Here is a 24,716-nt window from a genome sequence, read left to right as displayed (position 1 = left end):
ATATGAGCATAATAAAATTATTATGATAAAATAGTAGTGAATAAAAATCAAAATATTAGGAGGAATTACATATGGCTATCAAAGTAGCAATTAACGGATTTGGTCGTATTGGTAGACTTGCGTTTCGTTTAATGGTAGATAACCCAGCATTTGATGTTGTGGCAATCAACGATTTAACTGATACAGAAACTCTTGCTTACCTTTTAAAGTATGATACAGCTCAAGGTCCTTTCAAAGGTCATGAAGTATCAACAAACGGAGATAAATTAGTAGTTGATGGTAAATCAATCACTGTTTACGCTCAAAAAGATCCATCTGAGTTACCATGGGGTACACTTGGTGTTGACGTAGTATTAGAGTCAACAGGATTATTCACATCAGCTGAAAAAGCTGGTTTACACATCAAAGCGGGTGCTAAGAAAGTTGTAGTTTCTGCACCAGCAACAGGTGAAGGCGTTAAAACTGTTGTTTACAACGTAAACGATGACATCTTAGATGGAACTGAAACAATCGTTTCAGCTGCATCATGTACAACTAATGCTTTAGCTCCTTTAGCAAAAGTTTTAGATGACAACTTTGGTATCGTTAAAGGTTTCATGACTACTGTTCATGCTTACACTAATGACCAATCATTAATGGATCAACCACACAAAAAAGGTTTCATGTCAAGACGTGGACGTGCTGCTGCTGCTAGCATTATTCCATCTTCAACAGGAGCTGCTGCTGCAATCGGTTTAGTATTACCTCAATTAAAAGGTAAATTAGACGGAACAGCTTTACGTGTACCTACAATTACTGGTTCAATCGTTGACTTAACAGTTGAATTAGGTAAAGAAGTAACATTAGCTGAAATTGATGCTGCTTTCAAAGCTGCTGCTAACGAATCATTACAATATCAACCAGATCCAATCGTTTCTGCTGACGTAATTGGTTCTCATTTTGGATCAGTTTATGATGCAAACACAACTCAAATCTTAAAGACAGATGCTAAATTTGTTAAAGTTATGGGTTGGTATGACAATGAAATGTCATATACTGCTCAACTAATCAGAGTAATGGCAAAAATCGCTAATTTAACTAAGTAAAATAGCAATCGATCTTACCCCGTAGCCTAGGTTGCGGGGTTTTATCTTTTTTACCCTTGTAATTTAAAAAGCATAGGACTATAATGAAAAAGGTACAAAATTATGCTATCATATACATAACGATGCATAAACATAAATGATAGAAATAAAAGTAAGCAAAGAAGGCGAATAAAAGACTATGAAAACATTAATTCGTGAGGTTATTCAACTCGATCAACAAGCCAGATTAGAAATTGAAGAATTAAAAAGAGAAAAAGAAGAACTCTTCAATTCCTTTAAAGAAATGAAGGCTGATTTAAAGAATCAACAACTACTTGAACTTGAGAAACAAACCAAACAATTAGAGGTTGATGCTCAAATATTATTTGAACAACGTCTTGTTCAATATCAAGAAAAAAATGCCATTAGGGAAGCAAACATCGTTAAGCAATATGAAGCTAATAAAGATGTTTGGTTAAAAGAACTAATGGATTTTATATTAGGTGAAGATAATTGATTGGCGCACATAATGCACTAATTACTAAGATTAAGACCATTCGTGCGAATGCCTTAAAATCTAGTGATTATGATGAACTACTTAAAAAAAGATCACTTTCTGATGTATCTTCATTCTTGAAGAAACATCCAGGTTATCAAGATATTTTAAGTAAGGTTTCAGAAAATACAATTAATAGAAGTCGACTTGAAGGTCTCATTCGTCGTCAAAAATTTAATGATTTAATGCGTATCATTAAATTCTTAAAGATGAAAGATCAATCTTTTTATTTGCTGAGTCTTCTACATCAAGAACATGAAGTACTCTTATCGATGATACGTAGTTTTATTTCTAGTGAAGTATATGATGTTGTTAAAGATTTACCGGTCTACTTTAACCAGTATTCCAAAATTGATTTTGAAGCTATTGCACTCACAAAGAATTTAGCAGAATTTGTTGAGGCATTAAAAGGTACTAAATATCAAGAGATGTTAAAGAGTTTTAGAAACATTAAAAACGAAGATATTAAGTATTATGAGTTTGAAGCTTTATTTGAAAATGATTATTACGATTACGCCTTCACACATATTCAAAAACATTACAAAGGTAATCGTAAAAAAGAATTAGAAGATGTTTTCAAATCCAAAATTGAAATTGAAAACATCACTAAGATTTATCGTTTAAAGAAATATTATAAAGTAAGTAATTTAGAGATTAAATCTACACTGATTCCAACCAATCGCATTGGAGAAGAAAAGTTAGATCAAATCCTAAAAGTAGAAGATCCAAATCAAATCTTAAATCGCATCATTGAAATGGGCGATAAAGCATTTGTGGGTGAACATGACCAAATATATTTAGAATATTTTACAGATCATATGCAATATAAGATCGCAAATAAACTGATGTATTATGGTACACATCCATCGATGGTCTTCTTAGGTTATATGATCTTATCAGATTTAGAAGTAAGTAATTTAATTCACTTAATAGAAGGTATAAGATACAGTGTACCAGAAAGTGAAATCAGAACCATGATGGTATTTTAGAGGTCCTTATGATAACAAAAATGAAATTAGTCAACTTAACAGCGGATAAAAGTATGGTCGATGAGGTCTTAAGAAGATTCATTGATTTTTCAGGATTCCATCCAGTAGATAATCAAAAGATTTTAAGTACTGTGCATGGTTCAACTACTTTTGAGGGTACAAACCCTGCAACAGAGTTACTTGAACAAATCCATGAGATTGAAGAAGAGCTTAACTTAACCTTACTGCCTGTTAAAACAAGAAAATTAAAGACAACTTTAGATGATATGCATCAATATATTTTAAAATCTCACCAAGAATTTAAAATAGAATTTGATGATATTAAAGCATTAGAGCAAGAAAACTCTAATATATTGATTGCTTTAAAGCAATTAGAAAATTTAGCGGATTTAGAATTATCATTTGATGATTTATTCTCTACTAAATTTGTTACTGTACGTATTGGTAAACTACCATTTGATAGTATCGAACGTATTAGTTATTATAGTCATAAACCATTTATCTTTATTCCTTTTACGGAAGAAAAAGAAACTAAAGAGTTATGGTGTCTATATTTAACGTCTAATGAATATAAACGCGAAATTGATAACTTATTTACATCACTATACTTTGAGCGTGTTTACATTCCTGACTTTGTACATGGTACACCAGAAAATGCTCAAGAAGCATTAAGAGAAGTGATTAAGAAAAACGAACAAGAGATTAAAGAGTTTAGACAAATCTTAATTGATTTAGTACTAAAATATCAAGAACGTCTAGGTATCATTAAAGGTGAATTAGAGTTTATTGATCTCATGTACAAATCAAGACGTCACGTTGTGTTACTTGGTGACAGAATGTCAATTTCTGGATTTGTTGAAGCTAACAAAGTGTCTCAATTTGAAAAGTTATTTGATGGTTTAGGCAACTTAAGTGTCGATGCATCAGAAGCTCAAAGTGATAGACGCTTTACACCACCTACTAAACTTAAAAACAATTGGTTTAGTAAACCATTTGAAACTTATGTTGAAATGTATGGTACGCCAACCTATGGTAGTATTGATCCTACAAACCTTATGGCAATCACTTATACCTTATTATTTGGTATGATGTTTGGTGACTTAGGTCAAGGGTTATTATTATCACTCATAGGATTCTTACTAGGTAAGTTTAAAAATTGGAGTTTAGGCCCAATTATTGCTAGAATCGGCTTAAGTGGCGCATTCTTCGGTCTTATTTATGGTGAATTCTTTGGTAACCAAGAATTCTTAATGCCACTTTATGATTGGTTAGGCTTAGATTTCCTACCATTTCACGCGATGTCATCTAGTAATACGATGACACTCGTGTTACTCAGTGTAAGCTTTGGTGCGATGTTACTCTTAATGTCAATCTTTGTAAGCACATTCTATAAGTTTAAACTTAAAGAATATGCAAAAGCAATCGCTTCCCCTAATGGTCTAGCTGGTCTCATATTTTATGGTTATATCTTATTTGGTATCGCAGGTGGTATGTTGTTACAAATTCCTGGATTGTTCTCAATTATACCTATCCTATTATTCATTGGTATACCAGTCGTACTGATGTTCTTACAAGAACCAATTGAACGTAAATTCCATGGGGAAGCAATGTTTCCTGATGGTGTTGGTGGATTCTTAACAGAAGCAGTATTTGAAATGTTTGAAATTATATTAAGTTATGTAACAAACACCTTATCATTCTTACGTGTTGCCGGATTCGTTTTAGTGCATGCGGGGTTAATGATGGTAGTTAATACTTTAGCAAATGGTGGTACAAACCTTGTTGTCTTAGTATTAGGTAACTTATTTGTTATGGGTCTTGAAGGTTTACTAGTAAGTATTCAAGTATTAAGATTAGAGTTTTATGAAATGTTTTCACGTTACTATGATGGTGACGGAATTGTGTTTAATCCAATATCTTAGGAGGAAAGAATTATGGAATGGATTTTATTAAGTATCATCGTGTTAGGGGTAATCTTTATCGCATTACCTTTAGTTAAAGTTTTTAAGGGTTCAGTATCAGCTTTATCAGCTAAAAAAAGAATTATGTTACACATTGGTTTATTCGCAACATTCTTCTTTACAGTAGCAATCATTGCACCTTTTGCATTTGCAGCTGAGTTTGCAACGCCAGGTGTAGCTGAATCAGGATTTTTCTATCAAGCAGCAGCATTTGGTTATCTAGGTGCAGCGATCTCAACTGGTGCATCAGCACTTGGTGCGGGTATTGCCGTTGCAGCAGCAGCGCCAGCAGCGATTGGTGCTATTTCTGAAAATCCAAAAAACTTAGGTAAATCATTAATCTTCGTTGCTTTAGGCGAAGGGGTTGCGATTTACGGTATGTTAATTTCTATCTTGATTTTAAATACGATTCCAGCAATCGCTTAATTAAAGGGAAATTATCATGAGGTTTTATCTTTTAAGTGACAACGTAGACACATTAGTCGGGTTAAGATTAGTAGGCATCGAAGGTGAAGTCATCCATGAGAAAACACACCTTGTTGAGAGATTAAAAACTATTACGCAAGATGAATCGATTGCGATTGTTTTACTCACTACCAAGGTCGTTTTACTGGCACCTGAATTAATATCTGAATTAAAACTTAGAAATCAAAACCCATTATTTATAGAAATACCAGATAGACACGGACAATCAAATATGGGTGAGAGTGTCGATGATTATGTATCTAAAGCAATCGGTGTAAAACTAACAAAGTAGGTGTATCATGAAATTTAACAATAACGAAGAACTAAGTAAATATTTCAAGACAGCCATTGAAAAGGAATCTAGTCTTGAGATTGAAACTTTAAGATCTGAAATTGAAGGCATGAAGTCAGAAGCACGCCAAAAATTCAAAAAAGAACTTGAAGAAGAAATGTTAGATATCTTATCAAGTCGTGCTAGAGATATTTACAAACAATACCAAGAAGAACTATCAGTTAAGCAACGTACGCTTGATCTTTTAGTTATGGAAAAAAGAATGCATCTGATTGATGAATTATTTGATACGCTTGAAGAAAATATAAAAGAGTTTAGAAAAACACCAGAAAGCGTTAAGTGGTTTAAGAAGAAACTATCTAAGTATGATCTTAAATCTTTTGATACGATAGAGTTAAACCCATTAGATAAAGATATTGCACCAAGCCACTTGAAGGTGAAGTTAAATCCTAATATACGTGCAGGCTTTATTCTTTATAATGAAAATTTAAACCGTTTAGTTGTTGAAACTGTATCTTCAAATTTAGAAGAAGCACGTAAATACTTCTATGAAAACGCGAAATGGTTTAGTGAGTAGATGTTTATGAAAAATACAATTAAAGTAATTAACGGACCAGTTGTTAAACTAGGTTCTACAGACGAATTTAAGATGTTAGAAATGGTCTATGTTGGACCAAAAAGATTAATTGGAGAAGTCATTTCCATTTCTGATACTGAAACAGTTATCCAAGTTTATGAAACCACACAAGGTTTAAAAGTTGGTGACTTAGTTTACCCTACAGGTGAACTTGTTTCAGTCATGCTTGGACCTGGCTTAATGGGTAATATTTTTGATGGGGTTTTAAGACCACTTCAAAAAATAAAAGACTCTGATGGTCCATTTATTAAAGCTGGTTCTAATATTCCAAGTTTGGATTTTGAACAAACATTTGATGTCGAAGTTAAAGTTCAAGAAGGTAACTATTTAGGTTGCGGTATGGTATATGCAGTGATTAAAGAGACCAGTGCGATTGAACATCGTTTAATGGTGCCACCACATATAGAAGGTATTGCAAAATCAGTGAAACCTTCTGGAACGTATAAAGTTAAAGATACTGTTTTAGTATTAGAAACTAAAGCAGGCGATGTGGAATTAAAACTATACCAAACATGGCCAATTAAAAAAGCAAGACCTGTTACAGAAAGACTTGAATTATCTACACCACTGATTACTGGACAACGTGTCATTGACACTTTATTTCCAATTGCAAAAGGTGGTACAGCTGCAATTCCTGGTGGATTTGGTACAGGTAAAACCATGTTACAACATCAACTCGCTAAATGGTCTGATGCAGACATTATCGTTTATGTAGGTTGTGGGGAACGTGGAAATGAAATGACACAAGTCTTGGAAGAATTTACGAAGTTAGTCGATCCAAGAACCAATCAAACTTTAATGGATAGAACCATTTTAATTGCAAACACATCCAACATGCCAGTTGCAGCCAGAGAAGCTAGTATTTATACTGGTCTTACGGTTGCTGAATACTACCGTGATATGGGTTATCATGTTGCGATTATGGCCGACTCTACATCACGTTGGGCAGAAGCACTTCGTGAAATTTCAGCAAGACTTGAAGAAATTCCTGCTGAAGAAGGTTATCCATCTTACTTACCAAGCCGTATCTCTAAATTCTACGAACGTGCTGGTATGATGATTAATCAAAACAGATCTACGGGATCAGTTTCAATTATTGGTGCAGTTTCTCCACAAGGAGCAGACTTTAGTGAACCAGTTACTCAAAATACTAAACGCTTTGTTAGAGCATTTTGGGCACTTGATAAATCACTAGCGCATCAAAGACACTTTGCTGCAATTAACTGGAACTTAAGTTATTCTGAATATATTTATGATTTATCAAGTTGGTATGACAATACACTTGATCCTAAATTCTTAAAATATAGAAGTAGAATTTTAAGTATACTAGCTGAAGAATATAAATTAAATGAAATTGCAAGTTTAATGGGTAGTGATGTTTTACCAGATAATCAAAAACTTACAATTGAAATTGGACGCGTTATCCGTACTGGATTCCTCCAACAAAATGCATTTAATGCAGTGGATACATTCGTACCACTACATAAACAATTAAACATGATTGAAACCATTTTATACCTATATGATAGTTCATTAAGATTTATTGAAAAAGGTAAAGCTTTATCACTAATCTTAAAATCAGGTATATTTGATCAAGTCATTCAAATGAAATATGAAATCGGAAATGAACCAACTGATCAATTTGACACGTTAAAACATCTAATTGATCAAACGATTGATTCAATTTTCTAAAGAGAGGATAATTAAATATGAGTTTAGAATATGTAGGTCTAAAAGCGATTAAGGGTCCAATTATCTTTTTAGAAGGATCAAAAGATATTGGTTATGAAGAAGTCGTTGAAATCCGTATTGGTAACAATGAAGTACGTCATGGTCGTGTCATTGAAATATCGGGTGATATCGTAGCTGTTGAAGTATTTGAAGGTACTGACGGTATGATGTTAAAAGATGTATACACTAAATTTTTAGGTCATCCATTAAGAATGGGTTTATCTAAAGAAGTGTTAGGACGCACATTTAACGGTGCAGGTCTACCAATTGATGGTTTAGGACCAATCTTTTCCAATGTAAGTATGGATGTCAATGGTGAATCCATGAATCCAGTATCTAGAAGATATCCTAAAAACTTCATTCAAACAGGTATTTCATCTATTGATACATTAGCTACTTTAATTAGAGGTCAAAAACTTCCAATCTTTTCAGCAACAGGTTTAACACATAATGAACTTGCTGTAGAAATTGTTAAACATGCTAAAATTGCTGAAAAAGAACATGAAAAGTTCTGTATCGTATTCGCAGCTATGGGTGTTAAACACGACGTAGCACAATACTTTAAATCACAATTTGAACAAGCACATGTTATGGATAGAGTTGCTATGTTTTTAAACACAGCATCTGAACCAATTGTTGAACGTATCTTAGCACCTCGTGCAGCATTAACAACTGCAGAATATTTAGCATTCCATGAAGACTATCATGTATTAGTTATTATGACGGACATGACAAGCTACTGTGAAGCCCTAAGAGAATTTTCATCTTCTAAAGGTGAAATTCCTGGACGTAAAGGATATCCTGGATATATGTATTCAGACCTTTCATCCCTATATGAACGTGCTGGTATGATTGAAGGTAAATCTGGTTCAGTGACTCAAATTCCAATCTTAACAATGCCTAATAATGATATTACACATCCAATTCCTGACTTAACTGGATATATTACAGAAGGTCAAATTGTATTAGATGGACAATTAAAACAAAGAGGTATTTTCCCTCCGATTAGTGTACTACCATCACTATCACGCTTAATGAAAGATGGTATTGGTGCAGATTATACGAGAAAAGACCATGCAATCGTAGCAGACCAATTACTTGCTGCGTATGCAAAATATAATGAAGTTACAGCACTTAGCCAAGTAATTGGTGAAGATGAACTTAGTACAAGTGATCAACACTTTATGATGTTTGGTAAATTATTTGAAACCCACTTTATTAATCAAGGTGAAGAATCTAGACGTTTAGGTGATTCATTAGATTTAGGATGGGATTTATTAAGTCTATTACCAGAAGATCAATTAAACCGACTAAGCAGAGATCAAATTAGTCAATATATTAACAAAGAAAAAGCATATGCAAGATTTGAATTAAATGACAATGACACAATTGAGCGCATGCTTGGAAAGAACTAATAATTTATGAGCCAAGTAATTCCAACTAAAGGTAACCTAATACATCTTAAAGCTAAAGAAGCCCTCGCTAAAAATGGAGAGGTTTTATTAGATAGAAAGAAAAATATTTTAATACAAGAAGTATTAACTTTAGTCACGGATATTACAGAGGTACGTGCCAAACTACAACAAACTTATAAAAAGGCATATCAAGCATTACAAGATGCAAATATCACACTAGGTATTGTCAGTGAGATTGCTAAAGCAATTCCAATTGACCAAAACCTACAAGTCACTTACCGTTCTTTAATGGGTGTGGACTTACCAGTGATATTATATGAAAAACCTAATATACGTTTAAGTTATGGATTACGTGCTACAAACTCTAAATTTGACTATGCATACAAAACATTTCAAGATGCTAGAGATTTAACCGTAGAACTTGCAAAATTAGAGTCTACACTCTATAGATTAGCCAATGCAATCCGCCAAACTAAAAAAAGACATAATGCATTAAAAAATGTCATACTACCAAACCTCGATAAAGATATCCATTGGATTAAAGAAAGACTAGAAGCTGAAGACCAAGAAGAGTTTATTCGCTTAAAAACCATCAAAAATAAACAAGAAAAGGCTAAAGTGAATGGAAAACAAATCTAAGTATATCCGTTTAATCAAGAATATCTTATATTACGGTATTACATTCTTTTTACTGATTGTCATTGCAGTATCCTTATTTATTCCAAACGGCTTGGTTAAAGTATTTGGCATTGGTTGGTACCGTGTTGTATCAGAATCTATGGAACCGTTAATTATGACGGGGGATTATATTGTTGTTGTAAAAGATACCGATGTTGAAAGTTTCGAAGATGGTGACATCATTATCTTTGAAACATACTTTTATAACAGTAGAGTAGGTATGTATATAAGGGATGTTGTAACACATCACTTTTATGATATTGACGATGAAGGTTATATTCTTACCTACCCACACTCACAATATAATCTAGCACCAGAACTTCGTAGATTAGATGAGTGGCGAAGATCTTCAACGGAAATTTATAGATTAAAACCAGAAGATATTATTGGACGTCACCAGTCAACCATAAAAATGTCTATGGTTTCTGCATTTATTACATCCCCTTATGGTGTTGCAGTGATTATTATCAATATTGGATTAGTGATCGGACTCATTGTCCTTTATCAATATGACAAACATAAAAAACAAGAAAAATTAGGTGAAACAAACACACCTGATGAAAACCTAAATGGAGATACAAATACCAATGTGGACAAACTGGATGAATGAAGAACTAATAAAGCCGTATTTTAAAAATCTCATGTCTTTTTTGGATGAGCGTTCTTTAACTGAAACGATATATCCACCAAAAAAGGATTGGTTTAATGCGTTTTTATATACTTCTGTAAATAATCTTAAAGTTGTTATCCTTGGTCAAGATCCATATCATGGACCAAACCAAGCGCATGGTTTAAGTTTTTCAACATTAAATGAAAAACTACCACCAAGCTTAAAAAACATATATAAAGAATTAAAAGATGATTTAAATATCGATATATCAACAAAAGGTGATTTAACATCCTGGGCTAGGCAGGGTGTTTTGTTGCTTAATACGGTCTTAACTGTTGAAGCATCTAAACCACTTTCTCATAAGAATAAAGGGTGGGAAATCTTTACACACCAAATGATTAGACATATCAATTTATTAAATCAACCGATTGTCTTTATCCTTTGGGGGAATCAAGCAAAAGACATTAAACCACTTTTAACGAACCCCAAACACATGGTGATAGAAAGTGTACACCCATCACCTTTTTCAGCAAGATTAGGATTCTTTGGTTCTAAACCTTTTTCAAAAGCAAACCATTATTTAATGATGCATCATGTCAATCCAGTTGACTGGCATATTAAATAATGTATAATAGATATAATTTCATTTAGAGGTATATGCGTCAAGTGTCAACTGGTTAGTGGATGATTAGTTGAACGAACATAAGTATTTATGGCGGTGTATATTTCTGATCCGCTTTTATATTTTAAGTGGATCTCGACTAAGGAGGTCTTTTTTAATGGTTAAACAAAATTTAAGGAAACTGACACTTGCTGCAGTTTTAACAGCACTATCGATTGTGCTAGATATATTATTTAAATCGATTGTTCCAGCAAATCAAAGCTTTGGGTTTCCCTTTTATGCAATCCCACTTGTAGTAGGTTCGATTGTACTAGGCCCAATCTATGGTGGTATGATGGGCTTTATTTCAGATGCAGTAGGTTTTTTTGCAGGGGGCTCTCAATTTGCATATGACTTTATGTTTGCACTACAAGCTATTAGTTGGGGTGTGATTCCTTATCTCATCGCAAGAAGAAAGTCAGGCTGGGTTCGTATTTTGATTGCTGTCATTGCATCACATATCATGGCAACTAGTTTTTCTACACTCGCAAGTTTCTTAAGTAGCTATGCGTATTCTAATAATTTAGATAGTGCAATTGCTTATGCAACAGCAAATCTACCACTAAGACTCATTATGATGCCGGTTAACATTATCATTATCAGTTATGTGACATTTACTGTGAATACCAGATTAGAACCACTATATATGGAGTTTTTCGAACAAAAGCGAACTAAAAACACATAAAATAAAAAGCATTTGATAAACTAATTAAAGTTTTAAGTCAAATGCTTTTTTTGTTAGAATTAGAATTCTTTACCAACAATGGTGAGTAAATGAATAAGTCCGTTAAGTGCATAAACACTAAAGATAAACATATCAAGGGTATCATATGTACCCACTGATGAAGTAGGGTCTAATAAATAAAACAAACCGATAATGATGATGGGTGAAATGTAGTAGATGGCTAGATAGATAGCAGACTTCATTTCGTGATATGGACTTCTATAGTGGTAGATTGTAAAAAGTAGTAAAACAATTAAGTATAGGAATGCAAATATAAAGTCACTCACTCTTACACCATTTGGATATCTAACTAAGGTATCCACTAAAAAAATAATAAATAATAGAAGTAGAATGCTTTGTAGAATTAAACTGATTAAGTATAGATGTTTTCTATACATAATATGTTAAGCCTTTTCTTCAGGCACTTGATCAAAATACGGTGCAGCAACAGCAGCTAGAAATGCACCAATCATAGGTCCTACAATAAATATCCAAACTTGTTCTAATGCTTTACCACCTTGAAATAGTCCTGAGAAGATCGAACGCACTGGGTTTAAACTTGCATTTGTAAGAGGACCTGTAAAATAAATAAGTGCTGCAAGTGTTAAACCAATGATTAAACCTGCAAGACTCTTTAGATTTGGTTCTTTTGTAACACGCAAGATCACAAAGACAAATAAGAATGTACCAATCACTTCAACTAAGACACCTAATAATAAAATTAAGATGCCTGTTTGACCACCAAAGTCACCAAATATTTGGTTAGCACCTAAATTAGATAAGTCACCAACAAATGGTACTAAACATAACACTGCGATTAAGGAACCAAGTAATTGGAAGAAACTATACATTCCAAAATCTTTCCAAGATAATCTTTTAGTCAGTGCCATCGCAAACGATACTGCAGGATTAAAGTGACCTCCTGATGTGGAACCTACTGCATAAATCATAGCCATAAGAATAAGTCCAAATGCTAAGGCAATACTAGATAATTCTAAGTTTAATACTGCAGCGGTTGAACCCACTAAAACTAGAGCGAACGCTCCAATAAACTCTGCCATATAGGCTTTTAACTTCATATATTTCATCTCCTTGATTCTAAAGTATTTTTTCTTTATTACAATTATACCAAAATATAAACAAAAGTTTCATGTTATAATCAAGGTGGTGAAAATATGATAAAAATTATAGGAGCCGGACTTGCCGGTAGTGAAGCAGCCTATTATTTAGCAAATAAAGGCTACAAAGTAAAACTATATGAAATGAGACCTAAAAAGAATACACCTGCTCATGTGACTAAAAACTTTGCAGAACTAGTATGTTCAAACTCATTTCGATCAAACGATCCACTGAATGCTGTGGGTCTTTTAAAAGTTGAAATGACACATTTTAACTCACTTATTTTAGAAGCAGCAAATATTCATAAAGTACCTGCAGGTAGTAGTCTTGCAGTAGACAGAAACTTGTTTTCTGAATATGTAACTGAAAAGATTAAAAGCCATGAAAATATTGAAGTCATTCATGAGGAAGTTACATCACTAGATCCAAATGAATATACCATTATTGCAGCAGGACCTCTAGCATCTGATTTACTCTCAAAACAAATCCAAGATCATCTACATTTAGAGAGTTTAAACTTCTTTGATGCGGTTGCACCAATTATTGATGCAAAATCCATCAACATGGATATTGCATATCTAAAATCTAGATATGATAAAGATGAAGCTGCATATATTAACTGTCCAATGAACAAACAAGAATATTTAGAGTTCTATAAGGCTTTAATGACTGCAGAATCAGTCGCACCTAAAGACTTTGAAAATAATGTATTTGAAGGTTGTATGCCCGTAGAAGACATGGGTAAACGTGGTATTGATACACTACGCTTTGGTCCACTTAAACCAGTTGGTTTAACGAAACCCAATGGTGAAAAACCTTATGCAGTTGTTCAATTAAGACAAGATGACGTCAATAAGACAATGTATAATATGGTTGGTTTTCAAACCCACATGAAGTGGGGCGATCAAAAACGAGTGATTCAAATGATACCTGGTTTAGAAAATGCTGAAATATTAAGATATGGTGTCATTCATAAAAATACGTATTTAGAATCTCCAAAACATTTAAATAACGCATTCCAAGTAAGAGATATTCCAAAATGGTTCTTTGCTGGACAAATTTCTGGTGTAGAAGGTTATATTGAATCTGCTGCATCTGGATTAAATGTTGCAATCAACTTACATAATTTATTAACCAAAGGTGAAATTAGACCTTTACCAGTAGATACAATGATGGGTGCTATGGCACGTTATATTTCAAACTACCATCAATACTTTGTACCTATGAATGCAAACTTTGGTTTATTTGATCAAATAGAAGCACATAAAACTGTAAGAAAACAAATGTATTATGATCGTTCAATGCATGCACTAAAGGAATATATCGAAGGAGGTATCTAATATGGATATTATCTCTGATTACAAAGATTACCTCATCATTGAAAAGAACTTTAGTGAACACACAGCTATAAGTTACATCAACGATGTCAAAGGGTTTGAAGACTTTTTAATTAAAGAGGGACTAGCCAAAGATTTATTAGGTGCTAGACGACCTCGTTTAGCACGTAACTATATATCTTATTTAGATAACCAAGACTTTAAGAAAAAAACAATCGCTAGAAAACTATCTAGTTTAAAGAACTTTTATAATTATTTAATATTTAAAGAACTTATAGAAGAAAATATCTTTAGTGACATCAAAGCGCCTAAAGTAGCTAAAACACTACCCCATATTATTGATGAAGAGGCAATTAATTATCTATTTGATTCCATTGACACATCCAAGCCCTTAGGCTATAGAAATCTAGTCATTTTAGATTTACTATATAGTTGTGGTGTTCGTGCAAGTGAACTCATCAATTTAGAAATTAAAGATATTTATTTATCGAGTGGTCAAATACTTATCCATGGTAAGGGTAAGAAAGATAGATATATCATATTACATGAGAAGTTAATTGAAGAAATTAGACATTATCTATCGTTTGTAAGAGTCACCCTACTTTCTAAGGGTGATGATACCAATCAACAAAAACTGTTTATTAATTATAAAGGTGGACCACTTACTGTAAGAGGTTTAAGAGTTATCTTAAATCAAATGATTAAAGATAGTGGTGAAACCTATGCGATACATCCGCATATGTTAAGACATGCTTTCGCAACTACGATGCTAAATCATGGCGCAGATTTAAGAGTTGTACAAGAACTCTTAGGTCATGAGCATTTAAAATCCACTCAAATTTATACACATGTTTCAAAAGAACAATTAAAAGAAAAATACATGCAGACGCATCCAAGGAATCAACATAATGAGAAAACTAAGTGACATTATAATTGAAGAGGGTACCAAAGATTTAGGTATAGACAAAACTAGAACAACCATTAGGGCGATAATTTGTAAGAACGATAAGTTACTAATGGTCTATTCACCCACCTTTAAAGATTATACCTTTCCAGGTGGTGGTATGAAAAAAGATGAAGATCACATCACCGCACTTAAAAGAGAAGTTAAAGAAGAAATTGGTGCAAGCGAAGTCTTTAATATAAAACCTTACGGTTATATTGAAGAAAAAAGGTATGGTATTTCAAATAGACCAACTGTGTATCTTCAAACATCGTATTACTATGTTGTTGATGTATCAAACTTTGGTGAACAAGATTTAGCAGATAGAGAAAAAGAACATGGTGTAGAACCCGTTTGGGTTTCAATTGATGAAGCCATACATATCAATCAACTATCTATAAGTAAGCTAAATCAAAAAAGAGGTATGAAGACTGTACTACCTAGAGAAATTAAGGTATTAGAGTCACTTAAAAAAAAATAAGAGGTCAATATATGAGAAAATTTGAAGTAGTAACAGGTTTTAAAGATAAATCTATTAACCTACCTAAAAGAGCAACTAAATATAGTGCAGGTTATGATATTGAAAGTGCAGACGCTTACGTCATCAAACCAGGTACGATTCAATTAATCGATACCGGGTTAAAAGTAGATATGTTAGAAAACGAAGCACTCATGATTTATCCGAGATCTTCATTAGGTATTAAAAAGGGTTTAATTATGTCGAATGCAGTTGGTATTATTGATAAAGATTATTATAATAACCCAAATAATGAAGGACATATTATGATTCCATTATTCAATTTTGGTCAACAAGATGCAATCATTCAAAAAGGTGAACGTGTTGCTCAAGGTGTTTTCCAAAAATATCTTATTACCAGTGATGATGAGAGTTCTAATGAACGTACCGGTGGGTTTGGTAGTTCTGGTCAATAATTAAAATTCGTATAAATATGTTATTTGGCATTTTTCGGTAAAAAGATGCAATAATTTGTTGCAAAACATATATGAATATGGTATATTAAGTAGGCTGTTAAATACACATGTAACATGTTTCTTATGTCAGGTGCTATACGTCGTATAGTGGCATAAGTGTAAAAGTGTTGCAGAGGAAAAAACTAAAAATCGAAAGGAAGTATATTAAATGGCAGTAGTATCAATGAAACAACTCTTAGAGTCTGGTGTACATTTTGGTCACCAAACTAGAAGATGGAACCCTAAAATGGCTCCTTACATCTTTACATCACGTAAAGACATTCACATTATCGATTTAAAGCGTACAGCTTTAGAAATCGAAAAAGCTTATGCAGCTTTATATGACATCGCTAAAGATGGCGGTACAGTACTATTTGTAGGTACAAAGAAACAAGCATCAGAAGCAATTAAAGAAGAAGCAATCCGTGCTGGTCAATTCTATGTTGATCACAGATGGTTAGGTGGAACTTTAACAAACTTCAAAACAATTAGACAACGTATTAAATTATTACATAGCCTTTACGCAGCAGAAGCTGATGGTACATGGGCTAAATTACCTAAAAAAGAAGTGTTAGGTCTATCAAGACAACGTATTAAACTTGAAAGATTCTTAGGTGGTATTAAAGATATGCAACGTATACCACAAGCATTATTCGTAGTAGATCCAAGAACTGAAGAAATCGCAGTTAAAGAAGCTCGTAAATTAGGTATTCCTGTATTTGGTATTGTAGATACAAACTGTGACCCAGATTTAGTAGACTACATTATTCCAGCTAACGATGATGCAATCCGTGCAGTTAAACTTTTAACTTGGGTCATGGCAAATGCTGTTGTTGAAGCTAATGGTGGTGTTGTTGAAAAATATGAAGACGAAGAAAATGCACCATTTGAACAAGATGAACCAAGAAAACCATCACAAAAACCAAAACAAAACCGTCCTGAAAACAAACCAAGATTTGATAAACAAGCACCTAGAGCAGCAGCTAAACCAGAAGTTAAGGCTGAAGTAAAACCAGAAGTAAAACCAGAAGTTAAAGTAGAAGCTAAAGTTGCTCCAAAAGTAGTAGCAGAAGTAAAACCAACTGAAGACTTATCCACTTTGAAAGTTGCTGAACTCAAAGAACTAGCAAAAGCAAAGGGAATTGAAAATTACTCAAAATTAAGAAAAGCTGAATTAGTTGAAGCTTTAAGCAAGTAATATTTACAAAGGGGATGAATATATCATCCCTTTATTTTATAAAAATATAATAAATTATAGTATAATACTATTGATAAACAAGTTAAGGAGAACTAAATAATGACGATTACAGCAGCTATGGTTAAAGAGCTTAGACAAAAAACCGGTGCAGGTATGTTAGACTGCAAAAAAGCATTAGAAGAAACTAATGGAGATATTGAAGCAGCAGCAACACTTTTAAGAGAAAAAGGGATTGCTAAAGCAGCTAAAAAAGCGGATAGAATTGCAGCAGAAGGTTTAACTTCAGTTGTAGTTAAAGGTAATGAGGCTGTATTATTTGAGTTAAACTCAGAAACAGACTTTGTTGCTAAAAACAAACAATTTACAGATCTAATTGAAGAATTAGGTAACTTATTTATTGAATCTAATGTAGCATCAGTTGAAGAAGCTTTATCGTTAAAAGGCGCTTCAGGTAAAACAGTTGAAGAAGTTATATTAGGTGCAACAGCAACAATCGGAGAAAAAATTTCATTAAGACGTGTCGTACGTGTTAAGAAAACAGATGCTCAAGGCTTTGGTGCTTACAAACACATGGGCGGACGTATTTCAGTATTAACAGTATTAGAATCAGCAAATGAAGAATTAGCTAAAGATTTAGCAATGCACATTACAGTGTTCAACCCTCAATTCTTAAGTAGAAAAGATGTCAACCAATCTACTATTGAAGTTGAAACAAAAGTAATTTCAGAACAAATCGCAAATGATGAATCACTACAAGGAAAACCAGAAAAGATTTTAAATGGTATTTTACAAGGTCGCTTAAACAAAGTATTACAAGAAATTGTATTATTAGACCAAGGATTTGTAAAAGACCCATCAATTACAGTTGCTAACTACTTAAAATCAGCTAACAACAACATCTTAAGTTATGTACGTTTAGAAGTTGGAGAAGGTATTGAAAAGAAAGTAGACGATTTTGCAGCAGAAGTAATGGCACAAGTAAACAAATAAAAATCTTTTAAAAAGGGGTTGAATCCAATGTATCGTCGAATCATTTTAAAAATATCTGGAGAAGCTTTAAAAGGAGATGGCCAATATGGCATTGATCCTAAAACAGTTAAAAAGATTGCTCAAGAAATTAAAACTGTCCGTAACGCTGGCATAGAAGTTGCAGTCGTTGTCGGTGCAGGTAATTTATGGCGTGGTAAGACCGGTGAAGAACTTGGTATGGACCGTGCCCAAGCAGACTACATGGGTATGCTAGGTACGATCATGAACAGTTTAGCCCTACAAGACGCACTTGAAGCTATTGAAAGCCCAAGCCGTGTAATGACAGCACTACAAATTGCAGCTGTAGCTGAACCTTATATTCGAAGACGTGCATTAAGACACTTTGAAAAAGGGCGTGTAGTCATATTAGCAGGTGGCACAGGATCCCCATATTTTTCAACTGATACAACAGCAGCACTCCGTGCAGCTGAATTAGATAGCGATGTTATCTTAATGGCCAAAAATGGTGTAGATGGTGTCTATGATAAAGACCCTAATAAATTTAGTGATGCTGTACTTTTAAGAGAAGTATCACATCAACAAGTCCTAGAAAAAAATTTACAAATCATGGATTCTACAGCAGCAAGTCTTTGCAAGGACAACCATATTGAAATACTTGTATTTGATATGAATAAACCTGGCAACATTCTAAAGGCAGCTAAAGGAGAAGACATCGGTACAGTTGTAAGAAACGGAGCAAACTCATGAATGAACAAGCAGATATGATATTACTTGAAATTGAAGAAAAAATGGAAAAGAGTTTAGAAGCTTTAGGCAGAGAATATGCAGCAGTTCGTACAGGTCGTGCAAACCCAAATATTCTTGACCGTATTATGGTAAGTTACTATGGTGTAGATACACCACTTAAACAAGTAGCATCCATCTCAGTACCTGAAGCACAACAACTTTACATCAAACCTTTTGACAAATCTATATTAAAAGATATAGAAACTGCGATCAACACATCTTCATTAGAATTACCTCCAAGAAATGATGGAACAGGTATTCGCTTAACATTACCAGCGCTAACTGGTGAAAGACGTCGTAGTCTTGTTAAAGATGTTGAGAAAATGGCTGAAGCTGGTAAAGTAGCAATTCGTCATATCCGTAGAGATGGTAATGAACATCTTAAGAAATTAGGATTAACTGAAGATGATGAAAAAGGATACTTAGAAGATGTTCAAGCACTAACTGACGCATATGTCAAAAAAGTAGATGAACTGACTAAAGAAAAATCCGAAGAATTATTAGACGTCTAATTAAATGATAAAAACCACTTGTAATAAGTGGTTTTTTTTATTATGTGGTAAAATAAAAGAAAAAGGAGATTTACAATGGCAAAAAGACAAAAAGCATATTTAGGTTTAGAGTGGATTGTATCATTAATCCTAGCGATTATTCCGGTAACTAACGTTATCTTAGGTATAGTTACAAGAGTTCAACGTGGAAACATTTTAGGGGCTGTTTTAAACTTCTTCATTGCTCCTTTATTCTATATCATCGACTTAGTCACTATGATTTTAAGTCGCGACTTAACTGTCTTAGCTTAGAGAAGTTAAGTTTAAAACTGCAACCAGAAAAGGCTGCAGTTTTTATTTATTGAAACTTATAAATTAAAGGTATATAATAGAACTATACTATAAAAGGAGAAACTAAAATATGAAATTTGTTGAATGGATGGATGAATTACCGTTTGTTGTAAAGGTGATATTTTGTTTACCACTTCTTGATATTACTTGGGCGATTTACAGAATTGTTAAAGGTGCTGAACTAAAGAATAATGGGTTACTGATTGTAGGTATCTTATGGATTGTTCTTGGATGGAACATCTTATGGATCATTGATATAGTTACAACCACTGCAATGGGCAAACCAATATTAACAGACGCTTTATAAAATATATAAGCATACTTCATTTAAAGGGTATGCTTTTTTCTTTGTGGTATAATGATAAGTAATTATTTTAAGCAATTGTGATATATCAAAAATGAATCAAGGAAAGGGATAGTGATGTATATACATCACCTATGGGCACACGGATGAAAGTAGAAGGATTTAAGTATCATGGAACAAATAAAGTATATTATGCTTATTATAAAGATGGAAAATGGGATGAAGGTAAATTAGATAGTTCACTTCATTTTGAAATATCAGCGATGGCTGTTGCACTTCATTATGGACAATCAGTCTTTGAAGGTTTAAAGGCATACCGTGCAAAAGATGGGCGCACTTTACTATTTAGACCAGATGCGAATGCTAAAAGGCTACAAAATAGTTGTGAAAGACTCCTCATGCCCAAAGTACCGGTTGAGATGTTTTTAGATGCAGTACACAAAGTTGTAGAAGCTAATAAAGATTTAGTACCAAGTTATGAATCTAAAGGTACTTTATACATTAGACCGTTTGTCATTGGTACAGAAACTGTGATGGGTGTAAGGTCCTCTAATGAATTCTTATTTTGTATTGTAGCAACACCAGTTGGAAATTACTTTAAAGATGGATTTAAACCAATTGATTTAACAACAACACCATATGACCGTGCTGCACCAAATGGTCTAGGTCATGTAAAATCTGGTGCGAACTACGCGGCAAGTTTATATCCTAAACATTTAGCAAAACAACAAGGGTTTGATGATTGTTTATATTTAGATCCAAAAACACATACCAAAGTAGATGAAACGGGTGCAACCAATATTATCGCGATTAAGGATAATATGTTTATTACACCGCAGTCAAAATCAATCTTACCAAGTATTACAAACAACTCTTTACAAACAATTGCTGAAAAGATGTTAGGCATGGAAGTGATTCGACGTGCAATTGATGTCACAGAACTATCTACATTTGATGAAGTGGGTGCATGTGGCACAGCTGCTGTGATTACACCAATTTCTAAAATTCACGATAATGGTGTGAATTATGAGTTCAAATCGTATGAAAAATTACATAAATTATATGATTTAATTCAAAGTATACAGTTTGGCGATATAAAAGAAGATTTTGGTTGGGTCATTGAAGTTTAGTTTGCTATAATAAAGTGTACTTGAAAGGAAACTATTCATGAAAATTCAAAATCTACCAAAACACGTCGCCATTATTTTAGATGGCAATGGCAGGTGGGCTAAAAGATTACATCTACCAAGATCAGCAGGTCACTATCAAGGTGGCCTAAATCTGGCTAAAATTGCCGAACATGCAAATAAAAGAGGTATAGAAGAACTCACTGTTTATGCTTTTTCAACTGAAAACTGGAAAAGACCACAGGATGAAGTCGAATATTTAATGACTAAACCAATCGAAGTTGTAGGTAAAAATAAAGCTAGAATCTGTCAAGCAAATATCCGTATTCGTTTTAAAGGAAGAAAAGATAGATTATCCAAAGATATTTTAGAATTAATGGATAGTCTGGAAGATGAAACAAAAGATTTTACAGGTATGACAATTAATGTATGTATTGATTACGGTAGTTATGATGAACTCATTACTGCCATCAAACAAATGGATGTTATAGATGAAGCACATCTAGAACAACATTTGATGGTAAATAGACCAGTAGATCTATTAATTCGCACAGGTGGAGAACAAAGGTTATCTAACTTCTTACTATGGCAAATAGCATACGCGGAATTATATTTTACAAAAAGATACTGGCCAGCATTTAAAATCAAACATTTTGATAGGGCACTCAAAGAGTATTCAAAACGACAAAGACGTTTTGGGGGATTATAACATATGAAGAAAAGAATCATTACAGCAATTGTTTTAATATTATTATTGCTACCAATTACAGTTTTAAATTATCCAAAATGGGTATTTAATATATTTCAAGTAGTGATGTTACTATTTGTGATTATGGGGGCATTAGAACTTATTCATATGTATGAAAAAGAAAAGCCAATCAAAATTGTCGTTCAAGTAGTCATTATCGTATTATCCTTATTAACCTATATGAATGTTGGTGGGATGATTGCACCATTAAATCCGCAAGTATTACCTGGTTTATCTTTAATTACATTAAATCTAAACCCAGTCATAATACTTTCATTTGTAACAGTTATTTTATTAAGTTTATTAGTATTCATTGATGATTTTAGTGGATCAGATTTAGGTAAAGCATTTACGATTATTAATTATATTGGTTTAGGTGCTGCATCGATTACTATCTTAAGATATTTAGGTGTCAGGTTTATTGTTTATGTAGCCTTAATTTCGATGATGACAGATATCTTTGCTTATTTCTTTGGTATTGCTTTTGGTAAACATAAGATGGCACCAAGAATATCACCTAAAAAATCATGGGAAGGTGCTATTGCAGGTACATTCTTTGGCACGATTATTGCATCATCATTTGCAATATTCTATGGTGTAATATTTAGCCCAGATGGATTTTTAGGATATATCTTTAATCCAGATGGTTACCAAACGATATTTGATAACTTTACTAGTATAGGTAATGAGCATTTATTAATTCAAGCACTTATCATTATACCGATTACTTTATTAGGTTCTATATCTGCTCAAATAGGAGATTTAGTAGCTTCTAAATTAAAACGTAATTATAAAATTAAAGATTTTGGAAATATATTTCCAGGTCATGGTGGTATCTTAGATCGTTTTGACTCTATTATATTCATCGGTATCATGTTCTTAGGTATATTTATATTAATTAAACAGTTTTACCCAATGTAGTTTCGTATAAGGAGTAGCACTATGGATTTTTCACAACTTGTTAGTATATTGACTAACTTAATATTATTTTTATTAGTTTTAACAGTAATCATCTCAATTCACGAATTAGGACATTTCTTATTCGCGAAAAGAGCTGGTATTCTCATACATGAGTTTTCAATTGGTATGGGACCTCAAATTGTTGCAAAAACTAAAGGTGATACAAAGTATGCCTTTAGAGCTATACCTTTAGGTGGCTATGTATCTATGAGTGGAGAAAATGGGGATTATGCTTTAATCTCAAAAGGCTCTAGAGTGGGTATATGTTTAAATGAGATAGGTTTAGTTACAGGTATTTTATTAGATCAAACTAGAAAAAAACCACTTGTTACAGGTGAAGTTGTTGATTTTGATTTATATGGTAAAAACTTAAGTGAACTTTTCATTGAAATTAAAACCGATGAAGGTGAAGTATTACGATATCAAGTGACCCGTGATGCTAAATATTATTATGGTAAAGAAAAAGAATTACAGATCACACCAGAAGAATCATCTTTTGCATCTAAGACAATTTGGCAACGTTTCTTAGTATTATTTATGGGACCAATGATGAACTTTATCTTAGCCCTATTACTATTTATTATTATTGCAGCTGTTCAAGGTAAACCAGTAGATGATAATGTTGTACATGAATCATCAAATCCCGGTTTAATTGCAGGTGATATTATTGTCAATATTGATGGTACAGATGTCGAAGACTTAGATGACATTAGACAAATGGGCGCACTGATCACAGATCATGTTGTACCAGTAGTAGTCGTTAGAAACGGTGTTGAAGAATCTATTGATCTATATGTGACGATTCTTTTACAAAATTTTGGTTTAGTCAATGATACAACAGATGCGTATAAAGACGGTGCATTTATTGGTGGTATCGGTGGTAAAGCAAGTAGTGCAGGTGTAAACTTAGGTGATGAAATCACACAAGTTAATGGGATACCTGTATCGAATTGGTCAGATATTTTAGTGCTTGCCAGAAACTATAATGAAACAACTATTACATTAAACGTTTTACGTGATGGAGAATACTTAACTTTTACATATGATGTGTTACCTGAAGATACATTAAATAAGTTAGGTCATGAAAGTATAGCCGTACGTTTTGGATTTCAAACAGGTTATGAATTTGACTTCTTATATATATTATATAATCCGTTCCAAAGATTTGGTGGTTCAGTTACTGAAATGGTAAACACTATTGGTATGTTATTTAGTGCCTCTAGTGGTGTGGGTGTTTCAGATCTTGCAGGTCCAGTCGGTATATTTAGTTTAGTATCTAATGCAGCACAAGGTGGTTTCATTAACCTATTAGGATTTGTAGCCTTCTTATCTGTAAATATTGGACTGATGAATTTACTTCCAATTCCAGCTTTAGACGGTGGTCGCTTATTATTCTTAGGATACGAAGCAGTTTCTAAAAAGAAAATTCCCGCTAAAGTTGAAGGACTTGTCAATAATGCATTCTTTATACTGTTATTAATGCTCTTTGTATTTGTAACTTGGAATGACATTTTAAGAATTTTTACATAATTTAAAATTACCTTAAAAGGGCCATCTAATCAAAAAGTGGCCCTTTTTTATTGGAAAACTACGGATTTTGAAAATAA

29 protein-coding genes, 1 pseudogene and 1 riboswitch are annotated in these 24,716 nt (G+C 33.1%); of the genes and pseudogenes, 28 read left to right on the top strand and 2 right to left on the bottom strand.

The features are described from left to right. Positions 1–71 precede the first annotated feature (71 nt). The 13 genes from gap to ACL_RS07325 all read left to right on the top strand — a co-directional run bounded on the left by gap (position 72) and on the right by ACL_RS07325 (position 11,744). Positions 72–1,085 carry a type I glyceraldehyde-3-phosphate dehydrogenase gene (gene gap / locus ACL_RS05820; protein WP_012243106.1) on the top strand — a complete coding sequence of 338 codons (1,014 nt, stop codon included), beginning with the start codon at positions 72–74 and terminating at the stop codon, positions 1,083–1,085. 178 nt (positions 1,086–1,263) lie between these two features. Next, positions 1,264–1,581 (top strand): hypothetical protein, encoded by a 318-nt coding sequence (locus ACL_RS05815; protein WP_012243105.1) that lies wholly within the window; start codon positions 1,264–1,266, stop codon positions 1,579–1,581. Beyond that, positions 1,578–2,609 (top strand): V-type ATPase subunit, encoded by a 1,032-nt coding sequence (locus ACL_RS05810; RefSeq protein WP_012243104.1) that lies wholly within the window; start codon positions 1,578–1,580, stop codon positions 2,607–2,609. The genes ACL_RS05815 and ACL_RS05810 overlap by 4 nt, the downstream gene beginning before the upstream one ends. An 8-nt stretch (positions 2,610–2,617) precedes the next feature. Then, a complete protein-coding gene (locus tag ACL_RS05805; RefSeq protein ID WP_012243103.1) occupies positions 2,618–4,531 on the top strand; it encodes a V-type ATP synthase subunit I in 1,914 nt (637 codons plus the stop codon). Positions 4,532–4,543: 12 nt separating this feature from the next. Continuing rightward, entirely contained in the window at positions 4,544–4,996 is a 453-nt protein-coding gene (locus ACL_RS05800; RefSeq protein ID WP_012243102.1) for an ATP synthase subunit C, read from the top strand. A 16-nt stretch (positions 4,997–5,012) separates the two neighbouring features. Next, positions 5,013–5,327 (top strand): V-type ATP synthase subunit F, encoded by a 315-nt coding sequence (locus ACL_RS05795; RefSeq protein WP_012243101.1) that lies wholly within the window; start codon positions 5,013–5,015, stop codon positions 5,325–5,327. Positions 5,328–5,334: 7 nt separating this feature from the next. Next, the gene (locus tag ACL_RS05790) at positions 5,335–5,904 is read left to right on the top strand and encodes a hypothetical protein (RefSeq protein WP_012243100.1); all 570 of its coding nucleotides are present in this window, start codon (positions 5,335–5,337) and stop codon (positions 5,902–5,904) included. Further along, positions 5,905–7,656, top strand: a complete 1,752-nt coding sequence (locus ACL_RS05785) for a V-type ATP synthase subunit A (RefSeq protein WP_012243099.1) — start codon at positions 5,905–5,907, stop codon at positions 7,654–7,656. A 17-nt stretch (positions 7,657–7,673) separates the two neighbouring features. Continuing rightward, on the top strand, positions 7,674–9,110 hold the full coding sequence (locus tag ACL_RS05780) for a V-type ATP synthase subunit B (RefSeq protein WP_012243098.1): 1,437 nt from the start codon (positions 7,674–7,676) through the stop codon (positions 9,108–9,110). Between the two features lie 6 nt (positions 9,111–9,116). Beyond that, positions 9,117–9,749: a V-type ATP synthase subunit D gene (locus ACL_RS05775; protein ID WP_012243097.1), complete on the top strand. Its 633-nt coding sequence runs from the start codon at positions 9,117–9,119 to the stop codon at positions 9,747–9,749. Further along, on the top strand, positions 9,733–10,398 hold the full coding sequence (locus tag ACL_RS05770) for a S26 family signal peptidase (protein WP_012243096.1): 666 nt from the start codon (positions 9,733–9,735) through the stop codon (positions 10,396–10,398). Before ACL_RS05775 ends, ACL_RS05770 begins: the two co-directional genes overlap by 17 nt. After that, positions 10,358–11,023 (top strand): uracil-DNA glycosylase, encoded by a 666-nt coding sequence (locus ACL_RS05765; protein WP_012243095.1) that lies wholly within the window; start codon positions 10,358–10,360, stop codon positions 11,021–11,023. The genes ACL_RS05770 and ACL_RS05765 overlap by 41 nt, the downstream gene beginning before the upstream one ends. A gap of 23 nt (positions 11,024–11,046) precedes the next feature. Continuing rightward, a riboswitch (THF riboswitch) is annotated at positions 11,047–11,134 on the top strand. A gap of 43 nt (positions 11,135–11,177) precedes the next feature. After that, positions 11,178–11,744, top strand: a complete 567-nt coding sequence (locus ACL_RS07325) for a folate family ECF transporter S component (protein ID WP_012243094.1) — start codon at positions 11,178–11,180, stop codon at positions 11,742–11,744. 59 nt (positions 11,745–11,803) lie between these two features. On the opposite strand, the gene ACL_RS05755 is transcribed toward ACL_RS07325, so the two are convergent. Together ACL_RS05755 and ACL_RS05750 are read right to left on the bottom strand one after the other, a co-directional pair. After that, a complete protein-coding gene (locus ACL_RS05755) occupies positions 11,804–12,181 on the bottom strand; it encodes a hypothetical protein (protein WP_012243093.1) in 378 nt (125 codons plus the stop codon). A 6-nt stretch (positions 12,182–12,187) separates the two neighbouring features. Further along, entirely contained in the window at positions 12,188–12,862 is a 675-nt protein-coding gene (locus tag ACL_RS05750) for an MIP/aquaporin family protein (RefSeq protein WP_041634261.1), read from the bottom strand. Between the two features lie 96 nt (positions 12,863–12,958). On the opposite strand from ACL_RS05750, the gene trmFO reads away from it, so the two are divergent. The 15 genes and pseudogenes from trmFO (at position 12,959) to rseP (ending at position 24,639) form a co-directional block, all read left to right on the top strand. Further along, on the top strand, positions 12,959–14,242 hold the full coding sequence (gene trmFO / locus ACL_RS05745) for a methylenetetrahydrofolate--tRNA-(uracil(54)-C(5))-methyltransferase (FADH(2)-oxidizing) TrmFO (protein ID WP_012243091.1): 1,284 nt from the start codon (positions 12,959–12,961) through the stop codon (positions 14,240–14,242). A 1-nt stretch (position 14,243) separates the two neighbouring features. Further along, positions 14,244–15,164, top strand: a complete 921-nt coding sequence (locus tag ACL_RS05740; protein ID WP_012243090.1) for a tyrosine-type recombinase/integrase — start codon at positions 14,244–14,246, stop codon at positions 15,162–15,164. Further along, positions 15,148–15,663 (top strand): NUDIX domain-containing protein, encoded by a 516-nt coding sequence (locus ACL_RS05735; RefSeq protein WP_012243089.1) that lies wholly within the window; start codon positions 15,148–15,150, stop codon positions 15,661–15,663. Before ACL_RS05740 ends, ACL_RS05735 begins: the two co-directional genes overlap by 17 nt. Positions 15,664–15,674: 11 nt before the next feature. Next, the gene (gene dut, locus ACL_RS05730; RefSeq protein WP_012243088.1) at positions 15,675–16,115 is read left to right on the top strand and encodes a dUTP diphosphatase; all 441 of its coding nucleotides are present in this window, start codon (positions 15,675–15,677) and stop codon (positions 16,113–16,115) included. A gap of 208 nt (positions 16,116–16,323) precedes the next feature. Beyond that, positions 16,324–17,085, top strand: a pseudogene (rpsB, locus tag ACL_RS05725) (30S ribosomal protein S2); the annotation flags it as partial. Positions 17,086–17,253: 168 nt separating this feature from the next. After that, positions 17,254–17,352, top strand: coding sequence for a Rho termination factor N-terminal domain-containing protein (locus ACL_RS07535; RefSeq protein WP_230852608.1), 99 nt, complete (start codon positions 17,254–17,256; stop codon positions 17,350–17,352). A 99-nt stretch (positions 17,353–17,451) separates the two neighbouring features. Next, positions 17,452–18,342, top strand: coding sequence for a translation elongation factor Ts (tsf, locus tag ACL_RS05720; RefSeq protein WP_012243086.1), 891 nt, complete (start codon positions 17,452–17,454; stop codon positions 18,340–18,342). Between the two features lie 27 nt (positions 18,343–18,369). Then, positions 18,370–19,089 carry a UMP kinase gene (pyrH, locus tag ACL_RS05715; RefSeq protein WP_012243085.1) on the top strand — a complete coding sequence of 240 codons (720 nt, stop codon included), beginning with the start codon at positions 18,370–18,372 and terminating at the stop codon, positions 19,087–19,089. Next, a complete protein-coding gene (gene frr, locus ACL_RS05710; RefSeq protein WP_012243084.1) occupies positions 19,086–19,640 on the top strand; it encodes a ribosome recycling factor in 555 nt (184 codons plus the stop codon). The genes pyrH and frr overlap by 4 nt, the downstream gene beginning before the upstream one ends. 75 nt (positions 19,641–19,715) lie before the next feature. Beyond that, entirely contained in the window at positions 19,716–19,931 is a 216-nt protein-coding gene (locus ACL_RS05705; protein WP_012243083.1) for a hypothetical protein, read from the top strand. A gap of 109 nt (positions 19,932–20,040) precedes the next feature. Continuing rightward, positions 20,041–20,277, top strand: a complete 237-nt coding sequence (locus ACL_RS05700) for a hypothetical protein (protein ID WP_012243082.1) — start codon at positions 20,041–20,043, stop codon at positions 20,275–20,277. 131 nt (positions 20,278–20,408) lie between these two features. Beyond that, positions 20,409–21,404, top strand: a complete 996-nt coding sequence (locus ACL_RS05695) for a branched-chain amino acid aminotransferase (protein WP_012243081.1) — start codon at positions 20,409–20,411, stop codon at positions 21,402–21,404. A gap of 37 nt (positions 21,405–21,441) precedes the next feature. Then, the gene (gene uppS / locus ACL_RS05690) at positions 21,442–22,110 is read left to right on the top strand and encodes a polyprenyl diphosphate synthase (protein WP_012243080.1); all 669 of its coding nucleotides are present in this window, start codon (positions 21,442–21,444) and stop codon (positions 22,108–22,110) included. A gap of 3 nt (positions 22,111–22,113) precedes the next feature. After that, positions 22,114–23,070: a phosphatidate cytidylyltransferase gene (locus ACL_RS05685; protein WP_012243079.1), complete on the top strand. Its 957-nt coding sequence runs from the start codon at positions 22,114–22,116 to the stop codon at positions 23,068–23,070. Positions 23,071–23,091: 21 nt separating this feature from the next. After that, positions 23,092–24,639 (top strand): RIP metalloprotease RseP, encoded by a 1,548-nt coding sequence (gene rseP / locus ACL_RS07320; RefSeq protein ID WP_012243078.1) that lies wholly within the window; start codon positions 23,092–23,094, stop codon positions 24,637–24,639. The last annotated feature ends 77 nt before the right edge of the window (positions 24,640–24,716 follow it).

The sequence above is a fragment of the Acholeplasma laidlawii PG-8A genome (assembly GCF_000018785.1).
Classification (GTDB): domain Bacteria; phylum Bacillota_I; class Bacilli_A; order Acholeplasmatales; family Acholeplasmataceae; genus Acholeplasma; species Acholeplasma laidlawii.
This window is presented reverse-complemented; position numbering and strand designations above follow the sequence as displayed.